The following is a 23,961-nucleotide window of genomic DNA, read 5'->3' as shown; positions in this document are numbered from 1 at the left end:
AGCCGGGTCGTTCCGGCTGCCTTTTTTTCAATGGCTTACGAGGGCAAGTGAATGTTGAACTTGGCGCGGATCGCGGAATCCAACGCCGCGTCGAAACGCGCCGGAGAGCGCTCTGACAGAATCGCTTCCTTGCGGGCGATTGTCTTGGCGATCAGGTCCGGCTTGTCGCGCTCCGCCCATTCCTTGGGCGACGTTCGGTCGCCAAGCGTTGGATAGACATAGTCAATCTGCATCCGGCTTAGCGTGGCGTCTGTGCCCAGATAATGTCCGGGTCCACCCAGACAAACCGCGGCAATCTGATCCAATGCCAGAGTCTCGTCCGTCACTTCGATACCGCGCACGCAGCGCAAGGCCTGTCCGATAAGATCGTCACCAAGGATCAGCGATTCGTGGCAAAAGCCCAGAAGCGAGGCATGCATGCCCGCCGCTTCATAAACCATGTTGAGCCCCGACAGGCCCGCCATGACGTTCGAGCACATCTGCTCCCAGCCGGCCTGCATGTCCGGCAGTTTTGAATCCGATGCCCCCGCTGCCGCGCCGCCGGGGAGACCGTAGAACTTGTGCATCTGGGCGCAACCAGCACTGAGCAGCGCCTGTTCGCCGGACCCGACCGTCATCGCGCCTGTGCGCAGGTCCAGTCCGAAAGGCCAGGTGCCAATGATTGCCGGAGCACCGGGTCTGACGGCGTTCACATAGACCAGTCCGGCCAGACATTCCGCCGTGGCCTGCGTGATCGCGCCGGCGATCGTGGACGGGGCGGTCGCACCTGCCATACCGGCGGACAGCAGCAGCACCGGCATGCCTGCCTTGATGCATTCCTCCATCACCTCGCAGCTTTCGGTGGCGAATTTCATCGGCGGCACCACAAAGCAGTTCGAGTTCGAGACAAAGGGCCGTTCGCGCCACTTGTCCTCGCCGCCAGCGATCATGTGCAGCATTTCCATCGCCGGGGCGACATAACTGGGATCGGTGAAAGAGGTTCCGACGTGTTTGTACGTTCCCGAACAGCAGGCATAGATTGTGTTCAGGTCCATTTCTCGGTTGTCCAGAATGTCACGGCACACCATCGGGCGTTGTACAAAATGGATATTTTCCAGTTTTTCACAGATTCGCGACGCATCGTGCAGGTCCTGGACGGTCGAATCGCGGTATTCACGCCCCTCGACATCCACCATATGAACTGCTGCGCCCGCAGTGCCATAGTGGACGCGGGTACCTGACAGTTCCAGATCGGTTTTTCCGTCCCGGCTGTAGAGCGTCACCGACCGGTTCGCTCTGGCGATCGTGTCTTCGACGAGGGCGCGGGGAAACCGGATGCGCCCATCGTCACCCAGAATACAACCGGCGCCAACAAGATAGTCGATGCCGCTTTGCGGTGCGTCGGCCAGGCCGATCTGTTCCAGCGCATCCAGCGCCGCGCTGTGAATGCGCTCCATTCCCTCTTGCGACAAGGGTTTCAGCCAGCCGCCTTCCTGACCGGGGCGCACGGGGCGCAGGTGTTCGGGAAGCGCCGTTGCGCGAGCGGCGCGACGGGCTGCGCGGCCGCCGCTACGAGAGGAGCTTCGGGATTGATCGTTCATCTATTTTATCCGTGTAAGGTTGTGGAAGGTATTGAAAGAAAAAAGCTTTCAAGGTCTTCCACGCGCTGCACGGCCTCGGTCGGCACCGATCGTCCGGCTTACCAAGCAGATTTTTGACTGCTCGCCCTGCATCGTTTTCCCCTTCGCGTTTGGCAGGACATTAGGCCCAATCCAACGACTCGATCTGTTCTGTTTGCGACCATGAATTTGGTCGGTTTACAGGAATTTACACACGGTGATCGCCGAATCTGTTATGGTTGGTTCAGACAATGGCAATAGTCATGGGTGTATTGAAACGAATGGGCAGGTTGCCCGGGTAAGTTATTGAACAGATTCAAGGATCCGGCACCACCAAATGTGTGCTGCTAAGGATCAAGGGGAAAGGGAATGAGGTTAGTCTCTGCCGCACTGGCGGCCCTGTCGCTTTGCCTCGCCGCGCCGGCAATGGCCGAGGATTGGACCGGTGCATATGCCGGGTTCAGTTTCGGCTATACCGACGTGAGCGGACCGGGCGGCCTTGGCGGGGATGACTTCGATTTCGGACCGCATATCGGCTATGATTTCGACTTCGGCAAGTTCGTTGTCGGGGGCGAGCTGGAATATAATTTTACCAGTATAGACCTGGGTGCGGGGGCTGGTGAAATTGACGATATCAGCCGCTTGAAATTGCGCGGCGGCTATGACTTCGGCCAAGCCCTGGGCTATGTCGTTCTGGGCGCGGCGCGCGCGCATACCTCGGGTGACAGTGAAAATGCCGCTGTCTATGGCATCGGCGTCGCTTATCCGATCAACGATCGTTTCGTTATCAGTGGCGAGGCGTTGCACCACGATTTTGACGATCTGAACGGCGCGTCCGGTGATTTCGGAACAAGCACGTTCAATTTGCGGACGACGTTCCGGTTCTGAGCGACTCTTTTAAAGCTACACGGCCGCCCGTTGTTGCGCCAGCGAGGCAGCGAATGCACACAGGGTTTCCAGCGCATGAGCAAACGCGGTGTCTTCGATAGTCATCGCCACGCGCACATGCCCTGCCGCCGCCCGTCCAAAACTTTCGCCCGGCATGACCGCGATCTTGTGCGTGTCCAGCAGTTCATTGGCAAAAGCTTCGCCGCTCAACCCCGCCGCCCGCACATCGAGCATAAGATACATGGCCCCCTGCGACGGGACCGGGATGACGGCGTTCTGACGTGCCAGAATGGCTTGCGCCAAGGCTCTGCGGCGCAGGAAAGGGGCCGATATCTCATCTTCCAGTTCCCGGCCCGCGGTCAGCGCAAAGCTTGCGGCGTCCTGTATGAAACCCGGCACGCCATAGGTCGTGTGGGTGGCCAGATTGATCAGGTGCCGGATCACTTCGACCGGCGCAACGATCCAGCCGCAGCGCGACCCGGTCATCGCATGTGATTTTGACATCGACCCGATAACCAGGGTGCGTTCGGCCATTCCGGGCAGGGCGCGTGGCGAGATATGCTCGCCCTGCCAGATCTGGGTGTCATAGACCTCGTCAGAGATCAGCCACAAATCCCGGTCCCGGCAGACCTCGGCAATCGCGTCCAGCGTGGCGCGGGAATAGACCACGCCGGTAGGGTTGTTGGGAGAGTTGATCAGCAGGGAAACCGCGCCCGCGGCTGCCGCGTCTATGTCGCGCGCGCGGGGCTGAAACGCGTCTTTGGCTTGCGTTTCGACGGATTTCGCAATCGCGCCGACGCTGCGGATGGTGCCGGGATAGGTCGCGTAGTAGGGATCAAGATAGAGTGCCGTGTCACCGGGATTGCACACCGCGTTGTGAGCCGCAAAAAGCGCCGCTTGCCCGCCCGGCGTGATCAGCACGTTGTCACGGGTTGTCGGCACGCACGTTTGGGTCTGCACCCGCGCCGCCACGGTATCGCGTAGCAATGCCGTTCCCGGAACCATGGCATAGCCGGTATGCCCGCCAACGGCCGAGTCGTTCATGACCTTCAGGATCGAGGGATGTGTGCGGATGTCATGTTCGCCAATGGTCAGTTCGGTCACCGCGACGCCTTCGGCGATCATTTGACGGGCGCGATAGAAAACGTCCCAACCGTCGGATCCTCCGCCCGTCAGGTGAGTGATGCGATGCGACAGTTTCATGAACCGCTCCCGTGCCTGCTTGGCACACAGAGGGCAGGGCCGGTCCGATTCGTCAATCGCATGGGTGAAGGCGGTGCTTGATCCGGGCAACGTTGCAGGCTATGCAATTCATATGAACCGGACCATTTGCACCATTATCTGCTGCATTACCTGCTGAACCTTCACGCGGGCCGGTTTCTTTCGTTTTCATCGCCGAGACAAGTTGCTAAGCCCGCGCCAAGGCGCAAGCGCCAGCTGCTGAGGACAAGACCCGATGACGACGATCAGACTGCACAACACCCGGACCCGGAAGAAAGAGGATTTCGTTCCGATCGATCCCGACAATGTACGGATGTATGTCTGTGGTCCCACCGTCTATGACCGCGCGCATCTGGGCAATGCGCGGCCCGTGGTGGTGTTCGATGTGCTCTATCGATTGTTGCGCGAGGTTTACGGACCGGATCACGTGACCTACGTGCGCAACTTCACCGATGTGGACGACAAGATCAACGCGCGGGCGGCCGAAAGCGGGAGGCCTATTGGTGAGATCACGGCCGAAACCACGCAGTGGTTTCTGGACGATATGGGCCAGCTGGGCGCGCTGGAGCCCGACCACATGCCACGCGCGACCCAATATATCGCCCAGATGATCACGATGATCGGGGTGCTGATAGAAAAGGGCCATGCCTATGCAGCCGACGGGCATGTGCTGTTCGCTGTCGACTCGTGGAAGGCGGATTATGGCCGTCTGTCGGGGCGGTCCGTCGACGACATGATCGCCGGCGCACGGGTCGAGGTGGCACCTTACAAGAAGAACCCGATGGATTTCGTGTTGTGGAAACCCTCGACCGACGACCTGCCGGGTTGGGACAGTCCGTGGGGCCGGGGGCGTCCGGGCTGGCATATCGAATGCTCGGCAATGAGCTTTGAGCTGTTGGGCGAGAGTTTCGACATTCACGGCGGTGGCAACGATCTGATGTTCCCGCATCATGAAAACGAAATTGCCCAGAGCCGTTGCGCCCATCCTCACGGCGAATTTGCGCGGGTCTGGATGCACAACGAGATGCTGCAGGTCGAGGGCAAGAAGATGTCCAAGTCCCTGGGCAATTTCTTTACCGTGCACGACCTGCTGGAACAGGGCGTGCCGGGCGAGGTGATCCGGTTCGTTTTCCTTCAAACCCATTACCGCAAGCCGATGGACTGGACCGAGAAGAAGGCGAACGAGGCCGAAGCGACGCTGCGCAAGTGGCGGGCGCTGACAGCGGGCATCGAGCCCGCAGCCAGCGCGGCCCCCGCCATCATCGGGGCGCTTGCCGACGATCTGAACACAGCGGGTGCCATGGCCGAGCTTCACCGGTTGGCGGCAAGCGGGCTGGCGGCGGAATTGCTCGCTTCGGCACAGATGCTGGGCCTGTTGACCGAGGAGATCGGGCAATGGGCTGAGACCGACAACGTTGATCTTTCCGGTTTTGCGGAACGGTTGGTCGCGGCGCGGGCTTTGGCCATGCAAAGCAAGAACTTTGCCGAAGTCGACCGATTGAAAGCCGCCTATATCGAAGCCGGACTGGAAGTTCGAATGAGCAAGGCGGGCGTCGAACTCGTTCCGGGTGCTGGTTTCGATGCAACCAAACTGGAGGCGTTGTGATGAAAGAACGCCTCTACCTATACGACACCACCCTTCGCGACGGGCAGCAGACGCAGGGGGTGCAGTTCTCGACCGCCGAGAAGGCGCAGATCACGCAGGCTTTGGACGAGTTGGGCGTCGATTACATCGAAGGTGGCTGGCCCGGGGCGAATCCGACCGACAGCGCGTTTTTCGACGCGGCCCCGACGACCAACGCGCGGCTGACCGCGTTCGGCATGACCAAACGCTCGGGCCGGTCGGCAGAGAATGACGACGTGCTTGCCGCGGTGATGAATGCGGGGACCCAAGCCGTATGTCTGGTGGGCAAGGCGCATGACTACCACGTCGCACATGCACTTGGAATTCCGCTGGAAGAGAATGTCGAAAATATCCGCGCCTCGATGGCGCATATCGTGGGGCAGGGACGCGAGGCGCTGTTTGATGCCGAACATTTCTTTGACGGCTACAAGGACAACCCGGGATACGCCATTGAGACCTGCCGCGCGGCCCTGGATGCGGGCGCGCGCTGGGTGGTGCTTTGCGACACCAACGGCGGCGCATTGCCGTCCGAAGTTGGCCGGATCGTCGGCGACGTCATTGCCGCCGGTCTGCCCGGCGAACGGTTGGGTATCCATACCCATAACGACACCGAAAATGCGGTCGCCTGTTCGCTGGCGGCGGTGGATGCCGGGGCGCGGCAAATTCAGGGCACTCTGAACGGGTTGGGCGAACGCTGTGGCAATGCCAACCTGACGGCTCTGATTCCGACGCTGCTGCTCAAGGAACCCTATGCCTCGGCCTTCGAGACGGGCGTGAACCGCGAGGCGCTGGCGGGGCTGACGCGGATCAGCCGGATGCTGGACGAAATCCTGAACCGGGTTCCGGCCAAGCAGGCAGCCTATGTGGGCGCGTCGGCCTTCGCCCACAAGGCGGGGCTGCATGCCAGCGCCATTCTCAAGGACCCATCGACATATGAGCATGTCGATCCCTCGACCGTTGGCAATGCCCGCGTCATTCCGATGTCGAACCAGGCGGGGCAGTCGAACCTGCGCAAGCGTCTGACCGAGGCGGGGCTGGCGGTGGAACCGGGCGATCCCGCTCTGGGGAGGATTCTGGACCGGATCAAGGAACGGGAGGCCGAGGGCTATTCCTATGACACCGCGCAGGCCTCGTTCGAACTGCTGGCGCGGGATGAGTTGGAGCAATTGCCGCAGTTCTTCGAAGTAAAGCGCTATAAGGTGACCGTAGAGCGCCGCAAGAGCAAATATAACCGAATGGTCAGCCTGTCAGAGGCCGTCGTCGTGGTGAAGGTGGACGGAGAGAAGAAACTGTCCGTCAGCGAATCCCTTGACGAAAGCGGTAGCGATAGGGGGCCGGTGAACGCGCTGGCCAAGGCGCTGGCCAAGGATTTGGGGCGCTATTCCGAAATACTGGACGACATGCATCTGGTGGATTTCAAGGTGCGCATCACCCAGGGCGGCACCGAGGCCGTGACCCGCGTGATCATCGACAGCGAAGACGGTAACGGGCGGCGATGGTCGACCGTGGGCGTCAGCGCGAACATAGTCGACGCCTCGTTCGAGGCGCTGCTCGAAGCGATTCAGTGGAAACTGGTGCGCGATTGCGGGGCGCAGGCCACGGCGGCGGAATAGACCGTGACGTTCGACGACGATCTGAACGCCTGTGCGGCGCTGGTTCGGCGGGCCGACCCGGACCGGTTTCTGGCGGCGATGGCGGCGCCGGTTGCCGCGCGCCGGGTGCTGTTCCCGCTCTATGCGCTGAACGTCGAGGTCGCGCGCGCGCCCTGGGTCACCCAAGAGCCGATGATCGCCGAAATGCGCCTGCAATGGTGGCGCGATGCTTTGGAGGAAATCGCCAGCGGCGGGCCGGTCAGACGTCATGAGGTGGTAACTCCGCTGGCGACGGTTCTGTCTGCAGATCTGGCATCGGAATTGGATGAATATGTCGCGGTAAGGCGTTGGGACATTTACAAGGATGCCTTTGAAGATAGCGGTCATTTCGACGCCTATCTCGATCACAGTGCCGGGACGCTGTGCTGGGTTGCGGCCCGCACTTTGGGCCAAGCCCAAGAAGAGGTCGTGCGCGATTATGCGTTTGCGGCAGGTGTTGCGAACTGGTTCCGGGCCATCCCTGAGCTCGAAGGGCGAGGGCGGATTCCGTTGCTGGATGGGACGCCCGAGGGGATTCGTTCATTGGCGCAGCGCGCTTTGGACCGGCTGCGTCGTGCCCGGAAACGGCGCGCGGATATCTCGACTCAGGCGCGACCGGCTCTGTTCGGTGGGTGGCAATCCGAAGTCATTCTGAAGCAGGTTATGGCCAATCCGCAGCGGGTCTCGGACGGTTCATTGGGTCAGAGCGAATTTCGCCGCAGAACCTCTCTGATGTGGGTTGCGGCAACCGGACGCTGGTGAAATCACACCGTTTCGCCTTCGCCCGGGCGTAGCACCAGCCACAACAGGGCGCCACCTGCCAGCGTCAGTAGGGGGATCATGGCCAGGTTGACCGCTGTCCAGCCCTCGACCGGGGACCCGCCCGAGCAGTTCATCAACCCGCCTGACGCCAGGGAGGCCATCGTGACCCCTCCGAAAACCAGAAGGTCGTTGAGCCCCTGCATCCGGCCCCGCTCGTGCGGTTCGTGCGAGGCGGCGAGCATACTGGTGGCGCCAATGAAACCAAAATTCCACCCGACACCCAGAAGGATCAGGGCGATGAAGAAGTTGCCAAGGTCGACGCCCTGCAGCGCGACCAGCCCGGCGCCGGCCAGAACGGCCAGGCCGAGGGCAACGATCTTTTCGACACCGAAGCGGGCAATCAGATGTCCGGTGAAAAAGCTGGGAACGTACATGGCAAGGACATGGCTGGTCACCACATCCGCGGCGTTGCTTTCCGAAAAGCCGCACCCGACGACCGCCAGCGGCGTCGAGGTCATGACAAGGTTCATCAGGGCATAGGAGACCATTGCGCAGATGACGGCGACCGCGATTCGCGGGGTTCGAAGCAGTTCCAGCCGGGTTCTGCCGCGCGGCGTGTCTTCGGACGGTTTCGGCGGTCTGGGGATGTTCAGAAACAGAAACAGGCCCGAACCGATCACATTCACCGCAATGACGGCGAAATAGGTTCCGAGGAACGGAACGACATAGGCCTGCGAGGTCAGCTTGACGATTTGCGGCCCGATCACCGCCGCCGCCAACCCGCCGGCCATGACGTACGAGATCGCCTTGGGCCGAAATTCATCCGAGGCGGTGTCGGCGGCGGCGAAGCGGTAGAAGCCATGCGCACTCATATAGATGCCGGTCAGCAGACTGCCGGTGAGGAAAACCGGGAAAGAGCCGAGATAAAGCCCATAGGCGCCGACAGCCCCGCCCAGGGCACCGGCGGTGGCGCCGACGAGAAACCCGGCCCGGCGACCCCAGCGCTGCATGATGGCGGAAACCGGTGTAGCGGCCAGCATCGAGCCGAGAACGATCAGCGAGATGGGCAGGGTGGCAAGACATGGGTTGGTCGCCAGCGATTGTCCGGCCAGGCCGCCGACGATGAAGATCATCGGCATCTGCGCGCCCAGCAGCGCTTGCGCCGCCACCAGAACAATCACGTTCCTTTTGGCAAGGCTGTTGTCGTGATATGGGGCCACCATTGTCATGGGCGAATGCGTATCGGCGAATCCGGTGGCGCACAAGCGGGTTGAATGTGCTGTGACGCACCTTAACCTGTGAAACGTTGCGTCCTTTGAAGCGGAGTTGCGGGATGAGCGTTGGCCGGATCATCGAAACATCGGAATGCGTGGCCGAAGGGGCGGCGTGGCTGGCCTGTCAATGCCCGCGCATGGCCCAAGCGATGGAACTGACCGGTCCCTTGCCGCTACGCCGCAGACCGGATGGATTTGCGCAGTTGCTGAGCGCGATCGTCAGCCAGCAGGTCAGCGTCGCCTCGGCCAATGCGATCTGGCAGCGCATGAAAGATGCCCGGCTGACCGGCCCGCGCAAAATCATTTGGGCCAGCGATGACGACCTGCGGGCCGTCGGTCTGAGCCGCCAGAAAATCCGCTATGCCCGCGCTCTGGCCGAGGCACGCATCGACTATCCGGCGTTGCGGGCCGCGTCTGACGAAGAAATCGTGGCCACGCTGACCGAAGTACCCGGTATCGGAACCTGGACCGCCGAGATCTACGCGATGTTCTCGCTTGGGCGGGCGGATGTCATCGCGCCGGGCGATCTCGCGCTGCAGGAGGCGGCGCGCATCCTCTATGACCTGCCGAAACGTCCGACAGACAGGCAACTGCGGCAAATGGCCGAAGCCTGGTCGCCCTGGCGCTCTGTTGCGGCCCGGGTGCTATGGGCCTATTACCGCGTGGCGAAGGACAGGGAAGGGATCAGATGACACGGGTATTGAATGCGGGCCGCAAGGGGCCGGTATCTGGCAGCACGCGCTCGGCGGTCGTGTTCGTGCACGGATATGGCGCGAACGGCGCCGACCTGCTGGGGCTTGCGGATGTTTTGGGGGAACACTTGCCCGACACTCTGTTCGTCGCCCCCGACGCGCCCGAGACCATTCCGGGAATGCCCTTTGGCTTTCAATGGTTTCCAATCCCGTGGATCGACGGCTCGTCCGAGGAAGAGGCGCGTCGCGGCATGGAGATGGCGGTCGGGGATTTCAACGCATTTCTGGACGCGCTGATGGTGGACGAGGATCTGCTGCCCGAACAGGTCGTACTGTTCGGTTTCAGCCAGGGTACGATGATGAGCCTGCACGTCGCTCCGCGCCGCGAAGACCCTGTGGCCGGGATTGTCGCCTTTTCCGGCCGGCTGCTGGAGCCGGACCTGCTGGCCGACGAAGTGGTCAGCCGGATGCCGGTTCTGCTGGTACATGGCGATTCGGATGATGTCGTTCCGCCACAGTCGCTGCCGGAAGCCGCCGAAGCGCTGCAGGGAGCCGGGTTCAAGGAAGTCTATGCGCACGTGATGAAGGGCACCGGGCACGGCATCGCTCCGGATGGGCTGAGCGTGGCGCTGGCATTCATGCGCGACAAGTTGAGCTTGTGATCCGCGAAATCAGAGGTTGAGGGGCGCTACGCTTCCTGCCTGCCGGGCAATTCACATCCGGGATGATTTGGGCCGGAAAAAGCTGGGCCTGCGCGTTATCGCCGTGATTTCCGGTTGCGGCCGGGCACGGTACCGGAAAACTCCGGCAAGGGCAGGCTTTCCCAGGTGCCCGGGGACAGGCCGTCGAGTGTCCACTCTCCGATCCGGCACCGTATCAGGCGCAGCGTAGGGTGGCCGACAGCGGCCGTCATGCGCCTGACCTGCCGGTTACGGCCTTCGCGAAGGGTCAGTTCGATCCAACTATCTGGCACAGATTTTCTGACCCGAATGGGCGGTGTACGCGGCCACAGGTTGGGCGGTTCATCGATCAGAGCGGCCATGGCGGGCCGCGTCGGCCCGTCTTTCAGGTCGATCCCGTTTCTGAGCGCGGACAAGGCGGCCTGATCGGGAATGCCTTCGACCTGAACCCAATAGGTCTTGGCCATCTTGTGCCTGGGATCTGATATTCGCGCCTGAAGCTTGCCAGAGTCGGTGAGCAGCATCAGCCCTTCGCTATCCCGATCGAGACGCCCGGCCGGGTAGACACCAGGCAGATCGATAAAATCGGACAGTGTACGGCGTGGCGAATCGGCGCTGCCGCGATCGGTGAATTGCGGCAGGACGTCATAGGGTTTGTTGAAACGGATGAACCAGGACATGGACCAATGCCATAGCCCGCAACGGGAGAGATGGGCAAGCTGTGGATAACCGTCATGCCATTGTTACCGAACCACTGTACCAGATCTTCGACATATTGTGGAAACTCGGGACTTGTCAGAGTTTTAACACGATATATAGTTAAAGTAAGGCCGGGGCGGGTGCTCCCCGCTCTGGTGTCACAAACGGGCAGTAGAGAGCGAGGAGCGAGTCTGTCATGGACGGAGACTTCAGGACCGAATTCGTCAGGGAACCCGGGGCGTTGAAACACCATCCCGCGCTGGTTCTGAACGCTGACTATCGTCCGCTTTCCTATTATCCGCTTTCACTCTGGCCCTGGCAGGAGGCGATCAAGGCGGCCTGGCTGGACAGGGTGGATATCGTGGCAGAATACGACGAAGTTGTCCGTAGCCCCAGTACGGTCATCCGAATACCGTCGGTGGTTGTTCTGAAAGACTATGTGAAACCTCAAAAGCGCGTGGCCTTCACGCGCTTTAATTTATTTCTGCGGGATGAATTCCGCTGTCAGTATTGCGGAGCCAGAGGGGATCTGACCTTTGACCACGTTGTCCCGCGCGCGGCCGGCGGTGTCACAAGCTGGCAGAACGTGGTGGCCGCCTGCAGTCCGTGCAACCTGCGAAAGGGGTCGAAATCTCTCAAACGTGCGGGTATGTCGCTGCGCAAGCCGCCACGCCAGCCACAGGCGGAAGAGCTGCGCAATATCGGTCGCAAGTTTCCCCCCAACCTTCTGCACGACAGCTGGATGGATTTCCTTTACTGGGATGCGGAACTGGAGGCTTGATCCCGGCGTTATTTGGCGCGGGCAGCGGCCAACCAGATTGCGGCCAGACCCAGTGAAACGACGGCGTTCCAGCTGGCCATCGACAATCCGAACATCTCCCACGGCACTTCATCGCATCGAACCAGAGGTGCTGCCATGATCTGTTCCATCAACTGTTCCGCCGACAGGCCGCCGATATCCCCCGACGTACAGGTTGTCGGACCTTCCCACCAACCGCGTTCGACGCCGGTATGGTAAAGCCCGATCACGGCAGTTGTCAGTGCGGCGAGCGCTCCGGCATATGGCAGAAAGCGAAGCGAGGGCAGAGAGAGCGCCAAAGCGCCGATCAGAAAGGCCGCGCCATGAGGATAGCGCTGCCATATGCACATCTTGCAGGGGGCAAGCCCGCCCAGATATTGGAACCCCCATGCGCCCAGCAGCATTGCGGCAGACCCAAGAGCAGCCAGTACGATAAGTGTCTTTCTGTTTGTCATAGGTATCTCACCAGCATGAAACCACCGATCAGCAGCACGATAAACAACGTGAAAACAAGCCCAAGCCGCTTTTCGATGAAATCCCGGATCGGTTCACCAAATCCCCAAAGCAGACCCGCCACCACGAAAAACCGAAGCGCCCGGGCCAGGATGGATGTCGCAATGAATGTGCCAAGCGGCATTCCTGTCCAGCCGGACATAATGGTGATGACTTTGTAAGGGAAGGGGGTCACCCCCGCCGTCAGAACGGCCCAGAACCCGAAGTCGTTGAAACGCGTGTTGAATTCGTCCATCGCCTGGGCCTTGCCCATGGCCTGAAGGATGGGCTGGCCGACGCTTTCATAGAAGAAGGCGCCGATGGCATAGCCCAGCAATCCGCCAAGTACCGACGCGACGAGGGCAACCGTGGCGATCAGCCAGGCCCGGGAAGGCCGCGCCAGAATCATCGGGATCATCAGCACGTCCGGCGGGATCGGAAAGACCGAACTTTCCACGAATGCCACCGCGGCAAGCGCCCATAAGGCATGCGGGTGCTCGGCCAGACGGATCGTCCGGTCATAGAGAGGGCGCAACATCGGCTGTCAATTTCCATTCATCAACCTTGTGCGCATGGCAAACCACGCCGATTGCGGGGCGTCAACATCTGCAATCCGGATTAGTCGACTTTTGCCTCTGAACCTTCCCGGTTTCCGACGCAAATCCAGTGTTCGTGGCCCAAGTGGCGGAATGGTAGACGCAGGGGATCTAAAATCCGACGCCGCCGTAACGCAGCACCCATCCACCAGAGCAAACAATCCAAGGAACAGTAAAAATAGTTTGGCTATTTCATGTGGTTGCCAGTCTTTCCGCTTGTGCTGATGTATCCACAAACGGAACATTTCCACTGGTGCGCGTCTCCGCTTCGAGTGACATGCGCGTCATCTTTCCACAGGTGCAATCACGTCACCAATTTATCGCCTGCGTCACCAGTGACGTGGGCGTTTTTTGATTAACCCACCCCCTTGCCTGAGCGGTGAACCCCTAGAGGTCACCTTAAAGGGAACCCTTAAAGAGGACGACTTCATGGAAGCAATCAAGCCTGCAGATGACCATGATGGGCATCGAAGCGCCTCCAACTTTGTCCATGCAATGGACCAAGCACACTTCAATAGAGTGAAAGTCGTCGAGTTCATTCAGAAGCAACTCAATGGCGATACGCAGGGGGCAAAGCTGAAAGGTATGGATGCCGGACTTTGGCATTGCGGGGTAGTGGAACTCCGTGAACTCTTGGATGCCGTCTACGGCGGGCCTCCTGTCAACCCTGAAGAATACCTGACGAAAGGAAACTGAGATGAGATACTTCAGCGAACCTGACCCGTATTGCGAAGTGAAATACACTGACTACCGGGGGCGGTGCTACGGTCGGCGTTTCCGCTTCACCGAGGGGCACTACGGCGAGGCCCGAAAAGAGGCCCGAGAACATGCCGAGCAGATAATAATGGAAGGGAAGGGGAAGCAGTTTTCCAACATCGTGATCTTCCGTGTCACAAAACTGGAAGTCCCTCTGGAGGTTTGACCTCACGGTCCACATGGTGCTTCATGTCGAAGCTCAAATTGACCCCTCAGAACATCAGTAAGACCCTCTTTGTGTTGGGCGTTCCGGTGTTCTTCATCCACAACGAGACAGATGCTGCCTTGCTGCTTGCAGCCGTTGGTCTGTACATCTACGACCCCTATTGACGACCCCTCTCGGGTCGCCTAAACGACAAACCCAGAGTGCCCTTCTGGTGGAATGGTAGACACGAGAGATTCAAAATCTCTTGCCCGCAAGGGCGTCCCGGTTCGAGTCCGGGGAAGGGCACCAACAGCATAGCTGCGACATACTCTCAAAAAACATCGTTATGAAGAACTTGACCCAAATTGGTTGGGTGCCTGTCAATGGTGATGGGTTCCGGTGAAACCGTTGGCAAGCAACAGGTACATGCGGAGGCTGGGCCAGCCGGAATACATCGAAAAACCCACCCGCAATTTCACCTTGGAAGGGCGAGCAGCCGCGCAGTCTCCGGTGAAAAAGGCCAAGCCTGTCTTCCTGCCATCGGATGTTGAAGGAACCCCCACATGAAACGCACACGGGAACAGAAGGCCCTCGACTACATGCAAAGCTACAGCGCGGGTCCGATGAAGTTCGGGGTAATCCCCTCACGCCCACGACCCCAAGCCCGCCGCGATCTGGTCGGAGCCCAATTTCGACTAGCGCTGCGCGACCCATGAAGGTCAGCCTTGGTTCTAGACAGTGCGCAAAGAAAGATCTGCATAGAAATTAGGAGATCGGTCATGCGTTCTGTGATTGGAAATTCTGATGGCATTCACCGAAGGAGTGAACCAGCGTGCCAAGGCCGGTGTCAGTCTTTCATCCCGGCAATACGCATGTGGTCCAGGTAACGCTCTAACGCGCCGGGCGCGGTCCAGGTGTCGATACTTTCGGCGCGGTACTCAGAAATCGTTGGCTCATGCGAGTCGGTGTAAAACACCTTGTATGCGTCCTGCGCCTTTTCGACCTCGCCGAGGCAAGCATAGATCGCAGCCAGCATACGCTGCGCGCCCTTCACGATCTTGTCCATTTGTAGAAAAGCATCAAGCGCTCCTTCACAGTCCCCCTTTTGCCAGAGCGCCCAGCCCATCCTCCAATGGACGTTTCGAGAATGGAAGGGGTCGATACCCTTGGCCCTTTCCAGTCGTTCGATCGCCTCGTCAGTACGGCCAACATTGAGCAATGGGGTTGCACTGGCTGCCAGATAACGTGACGCGCTGGGATTAAGGGCCACTGCCTTGTCGTAGTGTGCCAATGCTTCTTCATTTTCGCCGCGCGAGCCTCTTAGCAACGCCAACAAGTAGTGTGTGCTTGGATCGTCCGCAGCAATTTCCAGTGCTTTAAGGCCATGCTCCAGCGCCGTATCGAAGGCTTCCTGCCGATCCCAGCCATGCCAGCCGAATTCCCCAGCATGACGATACACGAACACCATACCGAGATGTGCATAGTGGCTGTCGGGGTCTACTTCGAAGATTTTTTTTACAGTTTCGTAGGCTTTCCAGTTGCTCGCTTCAGAAAAATCATCGACGACGAACTGACGGGCCGTAAGAAACAGATGTTGGGCGGTGACTTTGTCCAGGTCGCTCACCGGATTTGGGCGCATAAGCCGTTGGCCCACGCGGTCAGCAAGCGTGCGTACGATTTGATCCTGCACGACGAACAGGTCCCCAATGTTCTGATCGTAGGTATGCGCCCAAAGATGCTCTCCTGTTGTGGCGTCGATGAGTTGCGCAGTAACCTTAAGTTTGTCACCTGACTTTTGCTGACTGCCCTCAAGGACGTATTGCACCCCCAGTTCTTCGCCGATCTGATGAATGTCGATGGGCTGGCCGCGATAACGGAAGCTCGAGTTGCGGGCGATCACGTCATAAAAACGCGAACGGGCAAGTTCGGTGATAATCCCTTCGGCGATGGCGTCCGACAGGTAGCCTTTATCCTCACCTGCGCTGAAATCGTCGAATGCCAGCACGGCAATGCGCGGCGGGCCGTCACTTTCGCTGCGCGAAAGATCACCGAACGTTAGATAGATTGCGCCGATCAGCATCAGTGTGACCAGTGACACAATCGCCACGATGCCTCGCCGTCCAGCTAAAAAGCCTGTCCGAGGCTCCACACCAGCGTAAGCTGGTTTTTCGGTGGTATCGATCAGGGTCGCGTTGAGTTTGTATCCCCTTTTTGGAAATGTCTGAATCAGCTTGTGATCCTTGTCGTCCAGTGCCCGCCTGATATCAGCGATGCATTGGACCAGGCTGTCATCGGTTACAAAGGTATCGGCCCAAACTTTTTCAATCAGGGTGTCTTTCGACACGATTTCCCCGGCATGCCGTACCAGAACCGCCAAAACGTCGGCGCTTTGGTTGCGCAAATCAACCGTTTGCCCGGCAGCGTTTTGAATTTCCAGAGTTTCAACAGAGAAGGTGAAATCGCCAAGGTAGACGATTTCAGAAGAATTCGTGCCGATTTCGCCGCCATTTCGGGACAAATCACGCTCCTCCATGTGTCCTAGTCTAGCGAAACCGGCGCGCTGCTGGCAAGCTCACCGACCCTCAGGCGGCGTGCATCAATCCGAGAAACGACAGGAGAAATAAGATGAAACTGATTATTTCCGCCGCTCTGACGCTTACCGCTACCGTCGCCCACGCCGAAAGCCGCATCGACGCGTTGTGTGGGCCGGGCCATGTGAATGAGGCTGCGTCGTTAGAGGATGTCGACGCCAACCCCGACGGCTACTATATCCGCAGCCTGAAAACGCAAATCAGCCACGGCGATCCACGTATTGTGCAGGCTGTCGGCGATGTGTTTCATCTGTGCACACGGTCCATGGCAACGCCGGAGATGGACAGCACACTGGCACATCTTTTGATCAACGAACGCGAAGTTAAATACCTGTTTATTCCGCTCTGTCCAAAAACGACCGAGCCGAACAGTTGATCGCTGACGTGTTGCAATGCTGGGGCATTTTGGAAACCCGTACACTCTAGAATGCGGACATTTAGTCCGTCATTCTAGATGGCGGAATTGTTGCGCGCCCATTCCTTGACTCTTCCTTGGCGAATTTCAGCTGTTTCCACAGAAGCGGTTGTTGGTCGCCTTGGCCGTTTATGGGTCTAAGTTGCCCGATTAACTAAAGCTGAAACTTCTATCTTTGGGCTTTAAGGCGGTCGGTAACATCCGGCTTTCTGATCAAACAACATCAACATTCAAGTCACAGGTGACCGTCACCGCGTCACCGCTTGGCTCAACTCTGGCAAGCTGAAACACAAACCTGAAAGTGGGGGCTCTTCAATCCCAAGCAAACCATTTATTTTATTGGATATTCGCCGTGTCGGCTTGAGTCCCAGATGCTCTTCTTGGGCACCACGGTTTCTCGAAAAGCATGTTTGAGCGATTTTTTAAGGAAACGACCCCATTGTCATTGGCAATACCGGACGGTGCGGACTGTTGCTGGAATTGAGAAAATGGGGATTTCATGAGCGACGCGCCGAACTCGTACCCCCTCTTGAAAATCGCTATCAGACTATCAAGACGCGCCGCTTCTACTTGGTAGTTGTCCCGCATGGCGAAAGTGTGTCTGGTTCGTGAAGAATTGTACATTTCCGAAGTCACAGACGGCGGCGGCGACGGGATGTCGACCAAAATGCAGACACGGGGCAACGCAGGGATTTTGGAGATGGATGAACGTAAAGATGCCGAAACTGAGGTCAAAATTTTCGAATAATGTCGTGGGGCGGCGCGTCAAACTCACCTTGAGCATCGAAATAAAAAAAAACCTGTGACGCGCCACCCACCCGAACAGGCTGACATTGTGGCAAAACTATGTCCATATCCAAATTGATAACAGTTTGTTTCCGTTTTTGACCTATTTTCACATCGAACTGACCGCAGGTTGGATGTTTCGCCACTCACGGATTACGGGGCTTGATCCTGTTTTCTTCAGACACCGCATCACCTGTACCCCGTCATTTCCAGATATCCCCGGCCTGTGTGACTGCCGCTGACATAGACCGGGCCTTCCCAATAGGGAAAGGATGTTCCCATCCAGGCAATCGGATTCAAGGCGCTTACTTCGACATCAAGATCCCGCTCTGAAAGCTGCAGGCGCCAGCGGGTCGGTATATTCCTGCCCGCCACATCGCTGTATTCCATTGGGATCGCCGATAGTGACCCGTCCGGCAGGCTCATCGTTTCTCCGGTTGGTGAAATCCACGTGGCGGCAGTGAAATCGCTGTTTTCTCCGCGAAGCCGAAATGCCATCAGTTTTTCGCCACTGTCAAAATTCAGAGAGAACCAATCCCAACCTGTCTGATCGTCGGCAAGCGGTTGTGACGACCATTCACGATCCAGCCAGGCCAGACCTTTGACCACGACGTCACCTTCGGGCAGGCGCAACACGCCGGATGCCTCGTAGGCGGGTTGAGAATAATAATAGCTCGCTTGCCCGGCGGCGGATTTTGTCGAATACCCGCCCTCTCCGTTAAAAATCAGGGGGCCTTGAGCCTCGAGTGTCAGTTCATAGGAGAATTGCGCGCCGTGCGCCGCCAATGAAAGAGAGTCAAAATCAGGCCCCGTCATCTGCCAATCGTCGATCCACGCGGCGAAGGGGGCGGTGGTAACGCCTGCCTGACCAATGCCGCCGCGCGAACGTTTCTCGGCGAACAGGTGCGCCTCTGGTGTCGTGATTGCCGCATGGCCCAGCCACAGTTGCGGGCTTTGCCACCCATCGGTGTCGAAGGGTTTCAGGGCGGTTCGGAACAGCGTCCATTGAATGCCATAGTCGCGCCCGTCATCGCCCGAAAGCGTGGCGGTCACATACCACCATTCAATACGAAAACCGGGATGTGCGCCGTGATCGGCTGGGAAGCTGAATTCGTAGCCGCGCCGGGGTGTTTCAAACCCCTCTGCCGAGCTGCCCAGCCCTGCAAAACCCTGTGCGAGGGCGGGCAGGGGAAAGAACAGGCACAGGACCAGAATTCTAACGTTCATTGGCGAATACCTTCAACAGGTCTGATGGCGGCATGCGATAGAGCCTGAGCGCGGGGGTCAGGGCAGCGACCACCGCTGCCAGCAGCGCCAGGGCCAGAAGCAGCGCCCAATCGGCCGGAAACAGAAACATCGGCAGTCGCCAGCCAAAGGCCTCGACATTGATTACCGTCAACAAAATCCAGGCCAGAAGCAGACCCAGGGGGAGCGCCAAAAAGGCAGTAAACACGGCCAGAATGGCGCTGCGGAGGAGTTCCAGCCGTGCCAGTTCACTGCGCGACAACCCCAACGCCCAGACAGGTGCGACTTGCGGCAGGCGCTGGCTCCACAAGGTCAGAAGGCTTGTCAGAATGGCAAAGCTCGCGACGCCGAGGGTCAGGATGTTCAGTGCGGCCGTCACGACAAAAGTCTTTTCGAAAATCGCACGGGACTGTGACTTGAGAGCGGCCTGATGGATCACAGCGGGATCTGGCAGGTCGAAGCGCTTGCGGATCTGCTGCGCCAGTTCCGTGGCCCGATCCGGGGCAACGCGAACGCCAAACCGCCTGTTCGGAGCGTTTGGAAAGCGGGCCTGAAACTGGTCCATCGACACGATCGCCTGCCCGGTGGGATTGCCATAGTCCGAATAGACGCCAGCGACGCTGAGGCTCCAGTCGGGGGCGAGCGCCAACGTATCTCCGGGCCACAGATTGCCGCGTCGGGCAAGCTGCTCGTTGACCAGAACGCCCGTTCCCGCCGCCACTCTTTCCCAAACCCGGGCGTCAGAGGCGATCAGGGGCCATTTTTGCCGATAGGTTGCGTGATCGACAATTCCGTACAAAAACAGCGGCCCCGTCTCGTGCCGCGTCTCGACCCGGCGAATGGGCAGAACGGCCTCGGCCCGCGTTGCAAGCCAGGTGGAAATTTCCTTGGCCTGACTGTCATCCTGTGCTGTCACGTAAAGTTCCGAAGCCAGGCGCTGGTCCAGCCAGCCCACGAAAGTCAGGCGGAAACTCGACACCATGGTTCCGACACCGATATTGGCCGCCAGCGCCAGCATCAGCGCCATAAGTGCCAATGCCAGCCCCGGAAGCTGCGCCTGCATATCCGCCCAGATCCATTGTGCAACCGGTCTTTTGGCGTAGCGGCCGCAAATTCCTAAAAGACCGGACAGTATGAACGGAAGCATCAGGGCCGATCCCATCAGCAATCCGGCCAGCAGGACAAAACCCGCCAGCAAGCCGTTAAACAGCACCACCGACGCCACGCCTGCCGCAACCGAGACTGCGCCGAGCGCGGCGCCACGCAGTTGCGCACGGCCCGTCCCGCGCCAGGCCTGCGCGCCGGGGGCGCTCAGCAGCGGCAGGTGGGCGAGTTTCCAGATCCCCTGAGCGCTTGCCGCGAGTGTCCCGCCGATCGCCATGCCGAGCCCTGCGACGATCCATTCCGGGCGCAACGTCATCTGCCCGTCGACCGGCGCCCCGTACAGCCCGCGCAATGTAACCGCGACGTCCGGCAAAAGCGCGGCGGCAAGACCATATCCAAGGATCAGCCCCAACACGCCACCAATGAAGGACAGGATCGCAAGCTCGGCGATGACCAGTCTGGTGATCACGGCCAGCGGCACACCCAGCGCGCGCAGGGTCCGGATCATACCGCGTCGTTGAGACAGGGCAAGGCCAACCGTACCGTGAACGATGAACAGACCCACGGCAAATGAAAGCAAACCGAACGCGGTCAGGTTCAGATGAAAGCTCTCTGTCAATTGCGCGGTGTCCGTGTCCGGGCTGCCGCCGATCTGTTCCAGATCCGGGGCCAGTTCGCGCAGTGGTGGCAATCCGGCCCGCTGATCGGGCAGAATGACAAGCCGTGAAATTACGTTCGGCTTGTTCAACAACCGTTCGGCGACGCCGATGTCGGTCAGGATCATGTCTGGTGGAACCGCGTCACTCGGGATCGTCGGTGGCAATCCGGGCTGACGGCCCAGTAGGTCGACCAGCTCCGGGCGCACGAACAGCAAGCCGGGCTTTGTCAGCGCATCAGCCGGGGTTCCGATGGCGGGGTTCTGCGCGGCTTCCGCGATTGCGGCCAGCGTGGGGTAGGAAAGAAGGTCAGCGCCCATCACTCGGAGATAGCGGTCTTCGATGCGCAGGTTGCCGTCCAGAACCGCTGCAAGCTGCCAGCCAGCCCGCCGCAATTCGACATAGCGCGACAGGGGAATATGCCCGTCGGGTGCGCGCAACTCCTCGAACTGCCCCAACGCAAGTTGCTCGTTCGCTCTGGCATAGCTTGCCCGCGCCTCGGCATTGATGGCCTGAACCGCCGACCATAACGCAGTGGCCAACGCAACGCCGCTCAGCAATGTCAGCAGTTGCAGCTTGTGCCGCCTCCAATGCGACCAAAGCGCCTGGATCGTGGCTGGTATCATCGGATACGGCCACCGGACAGATTCGCGCGTCGGTCAAGCCGGTCGGCAATATCGGATGAGTGGGTCACCAGCAACAGGGCCGTTCCGGTATCGCGAACAAGCTGCAGCATCAGCTCCAGAACGTTCTTGCTGGCGGTTTCGTCCAGGTTGCCTGTCGGTTCGTCGGCCAGCAACAGTTTGGGGCGCGAAGCAAGCGCGCGCCCGATCGCAACGCGCTGCTGTTGACCGCCCGACAATTGTTCTGGATAGCGTTGCATCAGGTCACACAGGCCAAGCCGCTTGGCCAGATCGGCCAGCCATTCGGCGTCCAGCCGTCCGGCGAGGCGGGCCTGAAACGACAGATTCTGGTCAACGGTCAGCGACGGGATCAGATTGAACTGCTGAAACACCAGCGCGACGGTATCGCGGCGCAGCCCGGCGCGCGCGCGGTCAGTCAATTCCGAAAGTGCCGACCCCGCCAAAGTAATTTCACCGCTTTCGAACGTGTCCAACGTGGCCACGAGATTCAACAAGGTGCTTTTGCCGCTGCCGCTTTCACCGGTCAGGGCGAGGGTCTGCCCCTTGTCCAGCTGCAACGAGACATCCTGCAGAACAGGCCGCCCGCCGGGATAGGATTTTCTTACCTTGTCGACATTTAACAGCATCGCGGCCCCGTTTCGTGCCGGTTCAGAATGTGTTTCGTTGCCTGGATATGTCCAGTGCCGATCCCGTTCCCGCACATTTCGCCGCAACCAGATCAATGCTTCAATCTTCGGTCGGGGGTTGTTCCGGTTTCGGCATCGGGCCATTCTCGATCTTGAAGCGTTCCGCGAGGAAGGGAGACAAAGCATGACATTGTCGCAACAAATTCTGTGGGGCAGTGTCTATCTGATGATTTGCTTCCTCATCGAAATCGGCCTTTTGACCTGGAGCACGATTCTGATCCGAAGCGTGAACGAGAAATGCTGCAATCGCGGACATATGGTGCGCACGGCGGCGCCAATCGTCGTTGCTTTGGCGACCATTGTCGCGATCCACACCATTCAGGTCTGGATCTGGGCCATCGTGTGGGTATGGGGCGACATTCTGCCGGATTGGAACACCGCACTTTATTTCTCGTTGGTGACGTTCACCACGCTGGGCTATGGCGACGTCGTTTTGGGCGAGCAGTTGAGGATATTCGGGTCTTTCGCCGCGGTGACGGGATTGCTGGCCTTCGGATTGTCGACCGCGTTTCTTGTGGCGCTCATGACCCGGTTGTTCGAGGATCGGTTCCTGTCCTAAAGGATCGGCGAAAAAAGGCGGGCTATCGGCGCGCCGTAACGAATAAAAGGCGGTTGCTCTACGAGCGTCTTTGTCAATTCATAGCTGGAGCCGAAGTCGTCTGTCAGCATGCCGGCAATGCCGTTCGCGGCGCGGTGATCAAAGAACAGGGCCATCGCCTCGAAGTTCAGTCTGAACGACCGGTTGTCGAGATTGGTGGTTCCGACGGCTGCCAAGGTGTCATCGACCACAAACGCCTTTTGGTGCATAAAACCATCGGTATAGCGAAACACGCGCACGCCGCATTCCCGGATCTCGTCGAAATAGGCAAAGGCCGCGAGCCATGGAATCCGGTGGTCGACCACCTCGGGAACCAGAATGCGCACATCAACGCCCCGCATCGCCGCATGTTTGAGCGCGGTCATGATGTCGATATCCGGCACAAAATAGGGCGAGGCGATCCACAACCGCTCGCGGGCTTCGGTGATGGCGGCAAAAAACATCATGGCGCCGGTCTCGGTTCGGTCCCCGGGTCCGGTCGCCACGATCAGGGCATTCATGTTCTCGGACGCGGCAGAGGTCGTCCATGTCAACTGGTCGATCAGATCCTCATTGCGTGCCCAGTGCCAGTCTTCGGCAAAAACCAGTTGCAATTGCAGGGCAATCGGCCCGCGAACACGCAGATGGGTATCCCGCCAGGGGCCGAAATCAGTTTCCTGCCCCAGATATTCCACACCTACGTTATGGCCGCCGATAAAACCTGTGTGGCCGTCGATTACGACCGTTTTGCGGTGGTTGCGATAATTGAGCTGAAAGCGGAAGTTCGGCCCGCGCTGGTCGCGGGGGTCGACCACGTCAATGCCGGCGCCCCTGAGTTTTTCGAAATAACTGCGCGGCAGACCATAGCTGCCGACGGCGTCCGTCAGGAACCGCACATGCACGCCGCGCCGGTTCGCCGCGATCAGCTTTTCCTGAAGCTCCTGCCCAAGTTCATCGTCACGCACGATATAGAACTGGATGAGAATATAATGTTCGGCGGCGTCGATAGCCTTGAAAATCGCCTGAAACGTATCCTCCCCATCAATCAGCAGGTCCGCCCCATTGCCCCTGGAAACGGGCATGTGGGCCAGTTCCTCGAACGGACGGGTGTTGATCTGCATCTCGTCCGGGGCGGGGCTGCTTGTTTCGGCAAAAGCCTTGAGGCCCGCCACCACCCGCTCACTTTCCCGGCGCGCGATGCGATAGCCACGAAAGCGGTGGTGTCCGAGGAACAGATAAAGCGGCAGCCCGGCAAACGGGAATGACAACAGAAAGACCACCCAGCCCACGGCGCCTTGCGGCGTTCGGGCGGTTTGTGCCGCCCGCACCGCGCAATACACAGCCAGGGCATAGACGGCAAAAACAGAAACAGAGACGACTGCGGTCCACATGGTAATCCG

The 23,961-nt window shown here is 59.4% G+C and carries 23 protein-coding genes and 1 tRNA gene; 13 read left to right on the top strand and 11 right to left on the bottom strand.

Going from position 1 to position 23,961, the window contains the following annotated elements; translation table 11 throughout:
* Positions 1 to 35 precede the first annotated feature (35 nt).
* On the bottom strand, positions 36 to 1,580 hold the full coding sequence (locus ACR0AO_RS13545) for a trimethylamine methyltransferase family protein (RefSeq protein ID WP_480604383.1): 1,545 nt from the start codon (positions 1,578 to 1,580) through the stop codon (positions 36 to 38).
* Positions 1,581 to 1,967: 387 nt separating this feature from the next.
* On the opposite strand from ACR0AO_RS13545, the gene ACR0AO_RS13540 reads away from it, so the two are divergent.
* A complete protein-coding gene (locus tag ACR0AO_RS13540; protein ID WP_480604381.1) occupies positions 1,968 to 2,486 on the top strand; it encodes an outer membrane protein in 519 nt (172 codons plus the stop codon).
* A 15-nt stretch (positions 2,487 to 2,501) separates the two neighbouring features.
* Here ACR0AO_RS13540 and ACR0AO_RS13535 read toward each other — a convergent pair whose 3' ends face one another.
* Positions 2,502 to 3,689, bottom strand: a complete 1,188-nt coding sequence (locus tag ACR0AO_RS13535; protein ID WP_480604379.1) for a pyridoxal phosphate-dependent aminotransferase — start codon at positions 3,687 to 3,689, stop codon at positions 2,502 to 2,504.
* Between the two features lie 253 nt (positions 3,690 to 3,942).
* On the opposite strand from ACR0AO_RS13535, the gene cysS reads away from it, so the two are divergent.
* Genes cysS through ACR0AO_RS13520 form a run of 3 tightly spaced genes read left to right on the top strand, consistent with a single transcriptional unit; the run spans position 3,943 to position 7,724 of the window.
* Positions 3,943 to 5,313 carry a cysteine--tRNA ligase gene (cysS, locus tag ACR0AO_RS13530; RefSeq protein ID WP_480604377.1) on the top strand — a complete coding sequence of 457 codons (1,371 nt, stop codon included), beginning with the start codon at positions 3,943 to 3,945 and terminating at the stop codon, positions 5,311 to 5,313.
* Positions 5,310 to 6,944: a citramalate synthase gene (gene cimA, locus ACR0AO_RS13525; RefSeq protein WP_480604375.1), complete on the top strand. Its 1,635-nt coding sequence runs from the start codon at positions 5,310 to 5,312 to the stop codon at positions 6,942 to 6,944. Before cysS ends, cimA begins: the two co-directional genes overlap by 4 nt.
* A 3-nt stretch (positions 6,945 to 6,947) precedes the next feature.
* Positions 6,948 to 7,724 carry a squalene/phytoene synthase family protein gene (locus ACR0AO_RS13520; RefSeq protein ID WP_480604373.1) on the top strand — a complete coding sequence of 259 codons (777 nt, stop codon included), beginning with the start codon at positions 6,948 to 6,950 and terminating at the stop codon, positions 7,722 to 7,724.
* Positions 7,725 to 7,726: 2 nt separating this feature from the next.
* On the opposite strand, the gene ACR0AO_RS13515 is transcribed toward ACR0AO_RS13520, so the two are convergent.
* Positions 7,727 to 8,947, bottom strand: coding sequence for an MFS transporter (locus tag ACR0AO_RS13515; protein WP_480604580.1), 1,221 nt, complete (start codon positions 8,945 to 8,947; stop codon positions 7,727 to 7,729).
* A 110-nt stretch (positions 8,948 to 9,057) separates the two neighbouring features.
* On the opposite strand from ACR0AO_RS13515, the gene ACR0AO_RS13510 reads away from it, so the two are divergent.
* Together ACR0AO_RS13510 and ACR0AO_RS13505 are read left to right on the top strand one after the other, a co-directional pair.
* A complete protein-coding gene (locus ACR0AO_RS13510; protein ID WP_480604371.1) occupies positions 9,058 to 9,690 on the top strand; it encodes a DNA-3-methyladenine glycosylase family protein in 633 nt (210 codons plus the stop codon).
* Entirely contained in the window at positions 9,687 to 10,352 is a 666-nt protein-coding gene (locus ACR0AO_RS13505; protein ID WP_480604369.1) for an alpha/beta hydrolase, read from the top strand. Before ACR0AO_RS13510 ends, ACR0AO_RS13505 begins: the two co-directional genes overlap by 4 nt.
* 95 nt (positions 10,353 to 10,447) lie before the next feature.
* Here the strand turns inward: ACR0AO_RS13505 and ACR0AO_RS13500 are convergent, their stop codons facing one another.
* Entirely contained in the window at positions 10,448 to 11,050 is a 603-nt protein-coding gene (locus ACR0AO_RS13500; RefSeq protein WP_480604367.1) for an rRNA large subunit pseudouridine synthase E, read from the bottom strand.
* Positions 11,051 to 11,265: 215 nt separating this feature from the next.
* On the opposite strand from ACR0AO_RS13500, the gene ACR0AO_RS13495 reads away from it, so the two are divergent.
* Positions 11,266 to 11,850: an HNH endonuclease gene (locus ACR0AO_RS13495; RefSeq protein WP_480604366.1), complete on the top strand. Its 585-nt coding sequence runs from the start codon at positions 11,266 to 11,268 to the stop codon at positions 11,848 to 11,850.
* A gap of 8 nt (positions 11,851 to 11,858) precedes the next feature.
* Here ACR0AO_RS13495 and ACR0AO_RS13490 read toward each other — a convergent pair whose 3' ends face one another.
* Complete coding sequence (locus ACR0AO_RS13490) at positions 11,859 to 12,323, bottom strand: disulfide bond formation protein B (RefSeq protein ID WP_480604363.1); 465 nt, start codon at positions 12,321 to 12,323, stop codon at positions 11,859 to 11,861.
* Complete coding sequence (locus ACR0AO_RS13485) at positions 12,320 to 12,898, bottom strand: YqaA family protein (protein WP_480604362.1); 579 nt, start codon at positions 12,896 to 12,898, stop codon at positions 12,320 to 12,322. Before ACR0AO_RS13485 ends, ACR0AO_RS13490 begins: the two co-directional genes overlap by 4 nt.
* Before the next feature lie 487 nt (positions 12,899 to 13,385).
* On the opposite strand from ACR0AO_RS13485, the gene ACR0AO_RS13480 reads away from it, so the two are divergent.
* The 4 genes from ACR0AO_RS13480 (at position 13,386) to ACR0AO_RS13465 (ending at position 14,573) form a co-directional block, all read left to right on the top strand.
* Complete coding sequence (locus ACR0AO_RS13480; protein ID WP_480604360.1) at positions 13,386 to 13,652, top strand: hypothetical protein; 267 nt, start codon at positions 13,386 to 13,388, stop codon at positions 13,650 to 13,652.
* 1 nt (position 13,653) lies between these two features.
* The gene (locus ACR0AO_RS13475) at positions 13,654 to 13,878 is read left to right on the top strand and encodes a hypothetical protein (RefSeq protein WP_480604358.1); all 225 of its coding nucleotides are present in this window, start codon (positions 13,654 to 13,656) and stop codon (positions 13,876 to 13,878) included.
* A gap of 202 nt (positions 13,879 to 14,080) precedes the next feature.
* Positions 14,081 to 14,166: transfer RNA gene (locus tag ACR0AO_RS13470), tRNA-Leu, on the top strand.
* 254 nt (positions 14,167 to 14,420) lie between these two features.
* Entirely contained in the window at positions 14,421 to 14,573 is a 153-nt protein-coding gene (locus ACR0AO_RS13465) for a hypothetical protein (RefSeq protein ID WP_480604356.1), read from the top strand.
* 131 nt (positions 14,574 to 14,704) lie between these two features.
* Here ACR0AO_RS13465 and ACR0AO_RS13460 read toward each other — a convergent pair whose 3' ends face one another.
* Complete coding sequence (locus tag ACR0AO_RS13460) at positions 14,705 to 16,390, bottom strand: winged helix-turn-helix domain-containing tetratricopeptide repeat protein (RefSeq protein ID WP_480604354.1); 1,686 nt, start codon at positions 16,388 to 16,390, stop codon at positions 14,705 to 14,707.
* A 92-nt stretch (positions 16,391 to 16,482) separates the two neighbouring features.
* Between ACR0AO_RS13460 and ACR0AO_RS13455 the strand changes: the two genes are divergently transcribed.
* The gene (locus tag ACR0AO_RS13455; RefSeq protein ID WP_480604352.1) at positions 16,483 to 16,824 is read left to right on the top strand and encodes a hypothetical protein; all 342 of its coding nucleotides are present in this window, start codon (positions 16,483 to 16,485) and stop codon (positions 16,822 to 16,824) included.
* Between the two features lie 1,014 nt (positions 16,825 to 17,838).
* Here ACR0AO_RS13455 and ACR0AO_RS13450 read toward each other — a convergent pair.
* Genes ACR0AO_RS13450 through ACR0AO_RS13440 form a run of 3 tightly spaced genes read right to left on the bottom strand, consistent with a single transcriptional unit; the run spans position 17,839 to position 21,924 of the window.
* Entirely contained in the window at positions 17,839 to 18,876 is a 1,038-nt protein-coding gene (locus ACR0AO_RS13450) for a lipocalin-like domain-containing protein (RefSeq protein WP_480604350.1), read from the bottom strand.
* Positions 18,866 to 21,280: an ABC transporter permease gene (locus tag ACR0AO_RS13445; RefSeq protein WP_480604348.1), complete on the bottom strand. Its 2,415-nt coding sequence runs from the start codon at positions 21,278 to 21,280 to the stop codon at positions 18,866 to 18,868. Before ACR0AO_RS13445 ends, ACR0AO_RS13450 begins: the two co-directional genes overlap by 11 nt.
* Complete coding sequence (locus ACR0AO_RS13440) at positions 21,277 to 21,924, bottom strand: ABC transporter ATP-binding protein (RefSeq protein WP_480604346.1); 648 nt, start codon at positions 21,922 to 21,924, stop codon at positions 21,277 to 21,279. Before ACR0AO_RS13440 ends, ACR0AO_RS13445 begins: the two co-directional genes overlap by 4 nt.
* Before the next feature lie 184 nt (positions 21,925 to 22,108).
* Here ACR0AO_RS13440 and ACR0AO_RS13435 point away from each other — a divergent pair, with 184 nt between their 5' ends.
* Positions 22,109 to 22,543, top strand: coding sequence for an ion channel (locus ACR0AO_RS13435; protein ID WP_480604344.1), 435 nt, complete (start codon positions 22,109 to 22,111; stop codon positions 22,541 to 22,543).
* On the opposite strand, the gene cls is transcribed toward ACR0AO_RS13435, so the two are convergent.
* The gene (cls, locus tag ACR0AO_RS13430; RefSeq protein ID WP_480604342.1) at positions 22,540 to 23,952 is read right to left on the bottom strand and encodes a cardiolipin synthase; all 1,413 of its coding nucleotides are present in this window, start codon (positions 23,950 to 23,952) and stop codon (positions 22,540 to 22,542) included. The genes ACR0AO_RS13435 and cls overlap by 4 nt on opposite strands.
* Between the last annotated feature and the right edge of the window lie 9 nt (positions 23,953 to 23,961).

It is taken from the genome of Ruegeria sp. AF8, assembly GCF_056541825.1.
The sequence above is the reverse complement of the archived record's forward strand: the minus strand, read 5'-3'. Positions and strand labels throughout refer to the sequence as shown.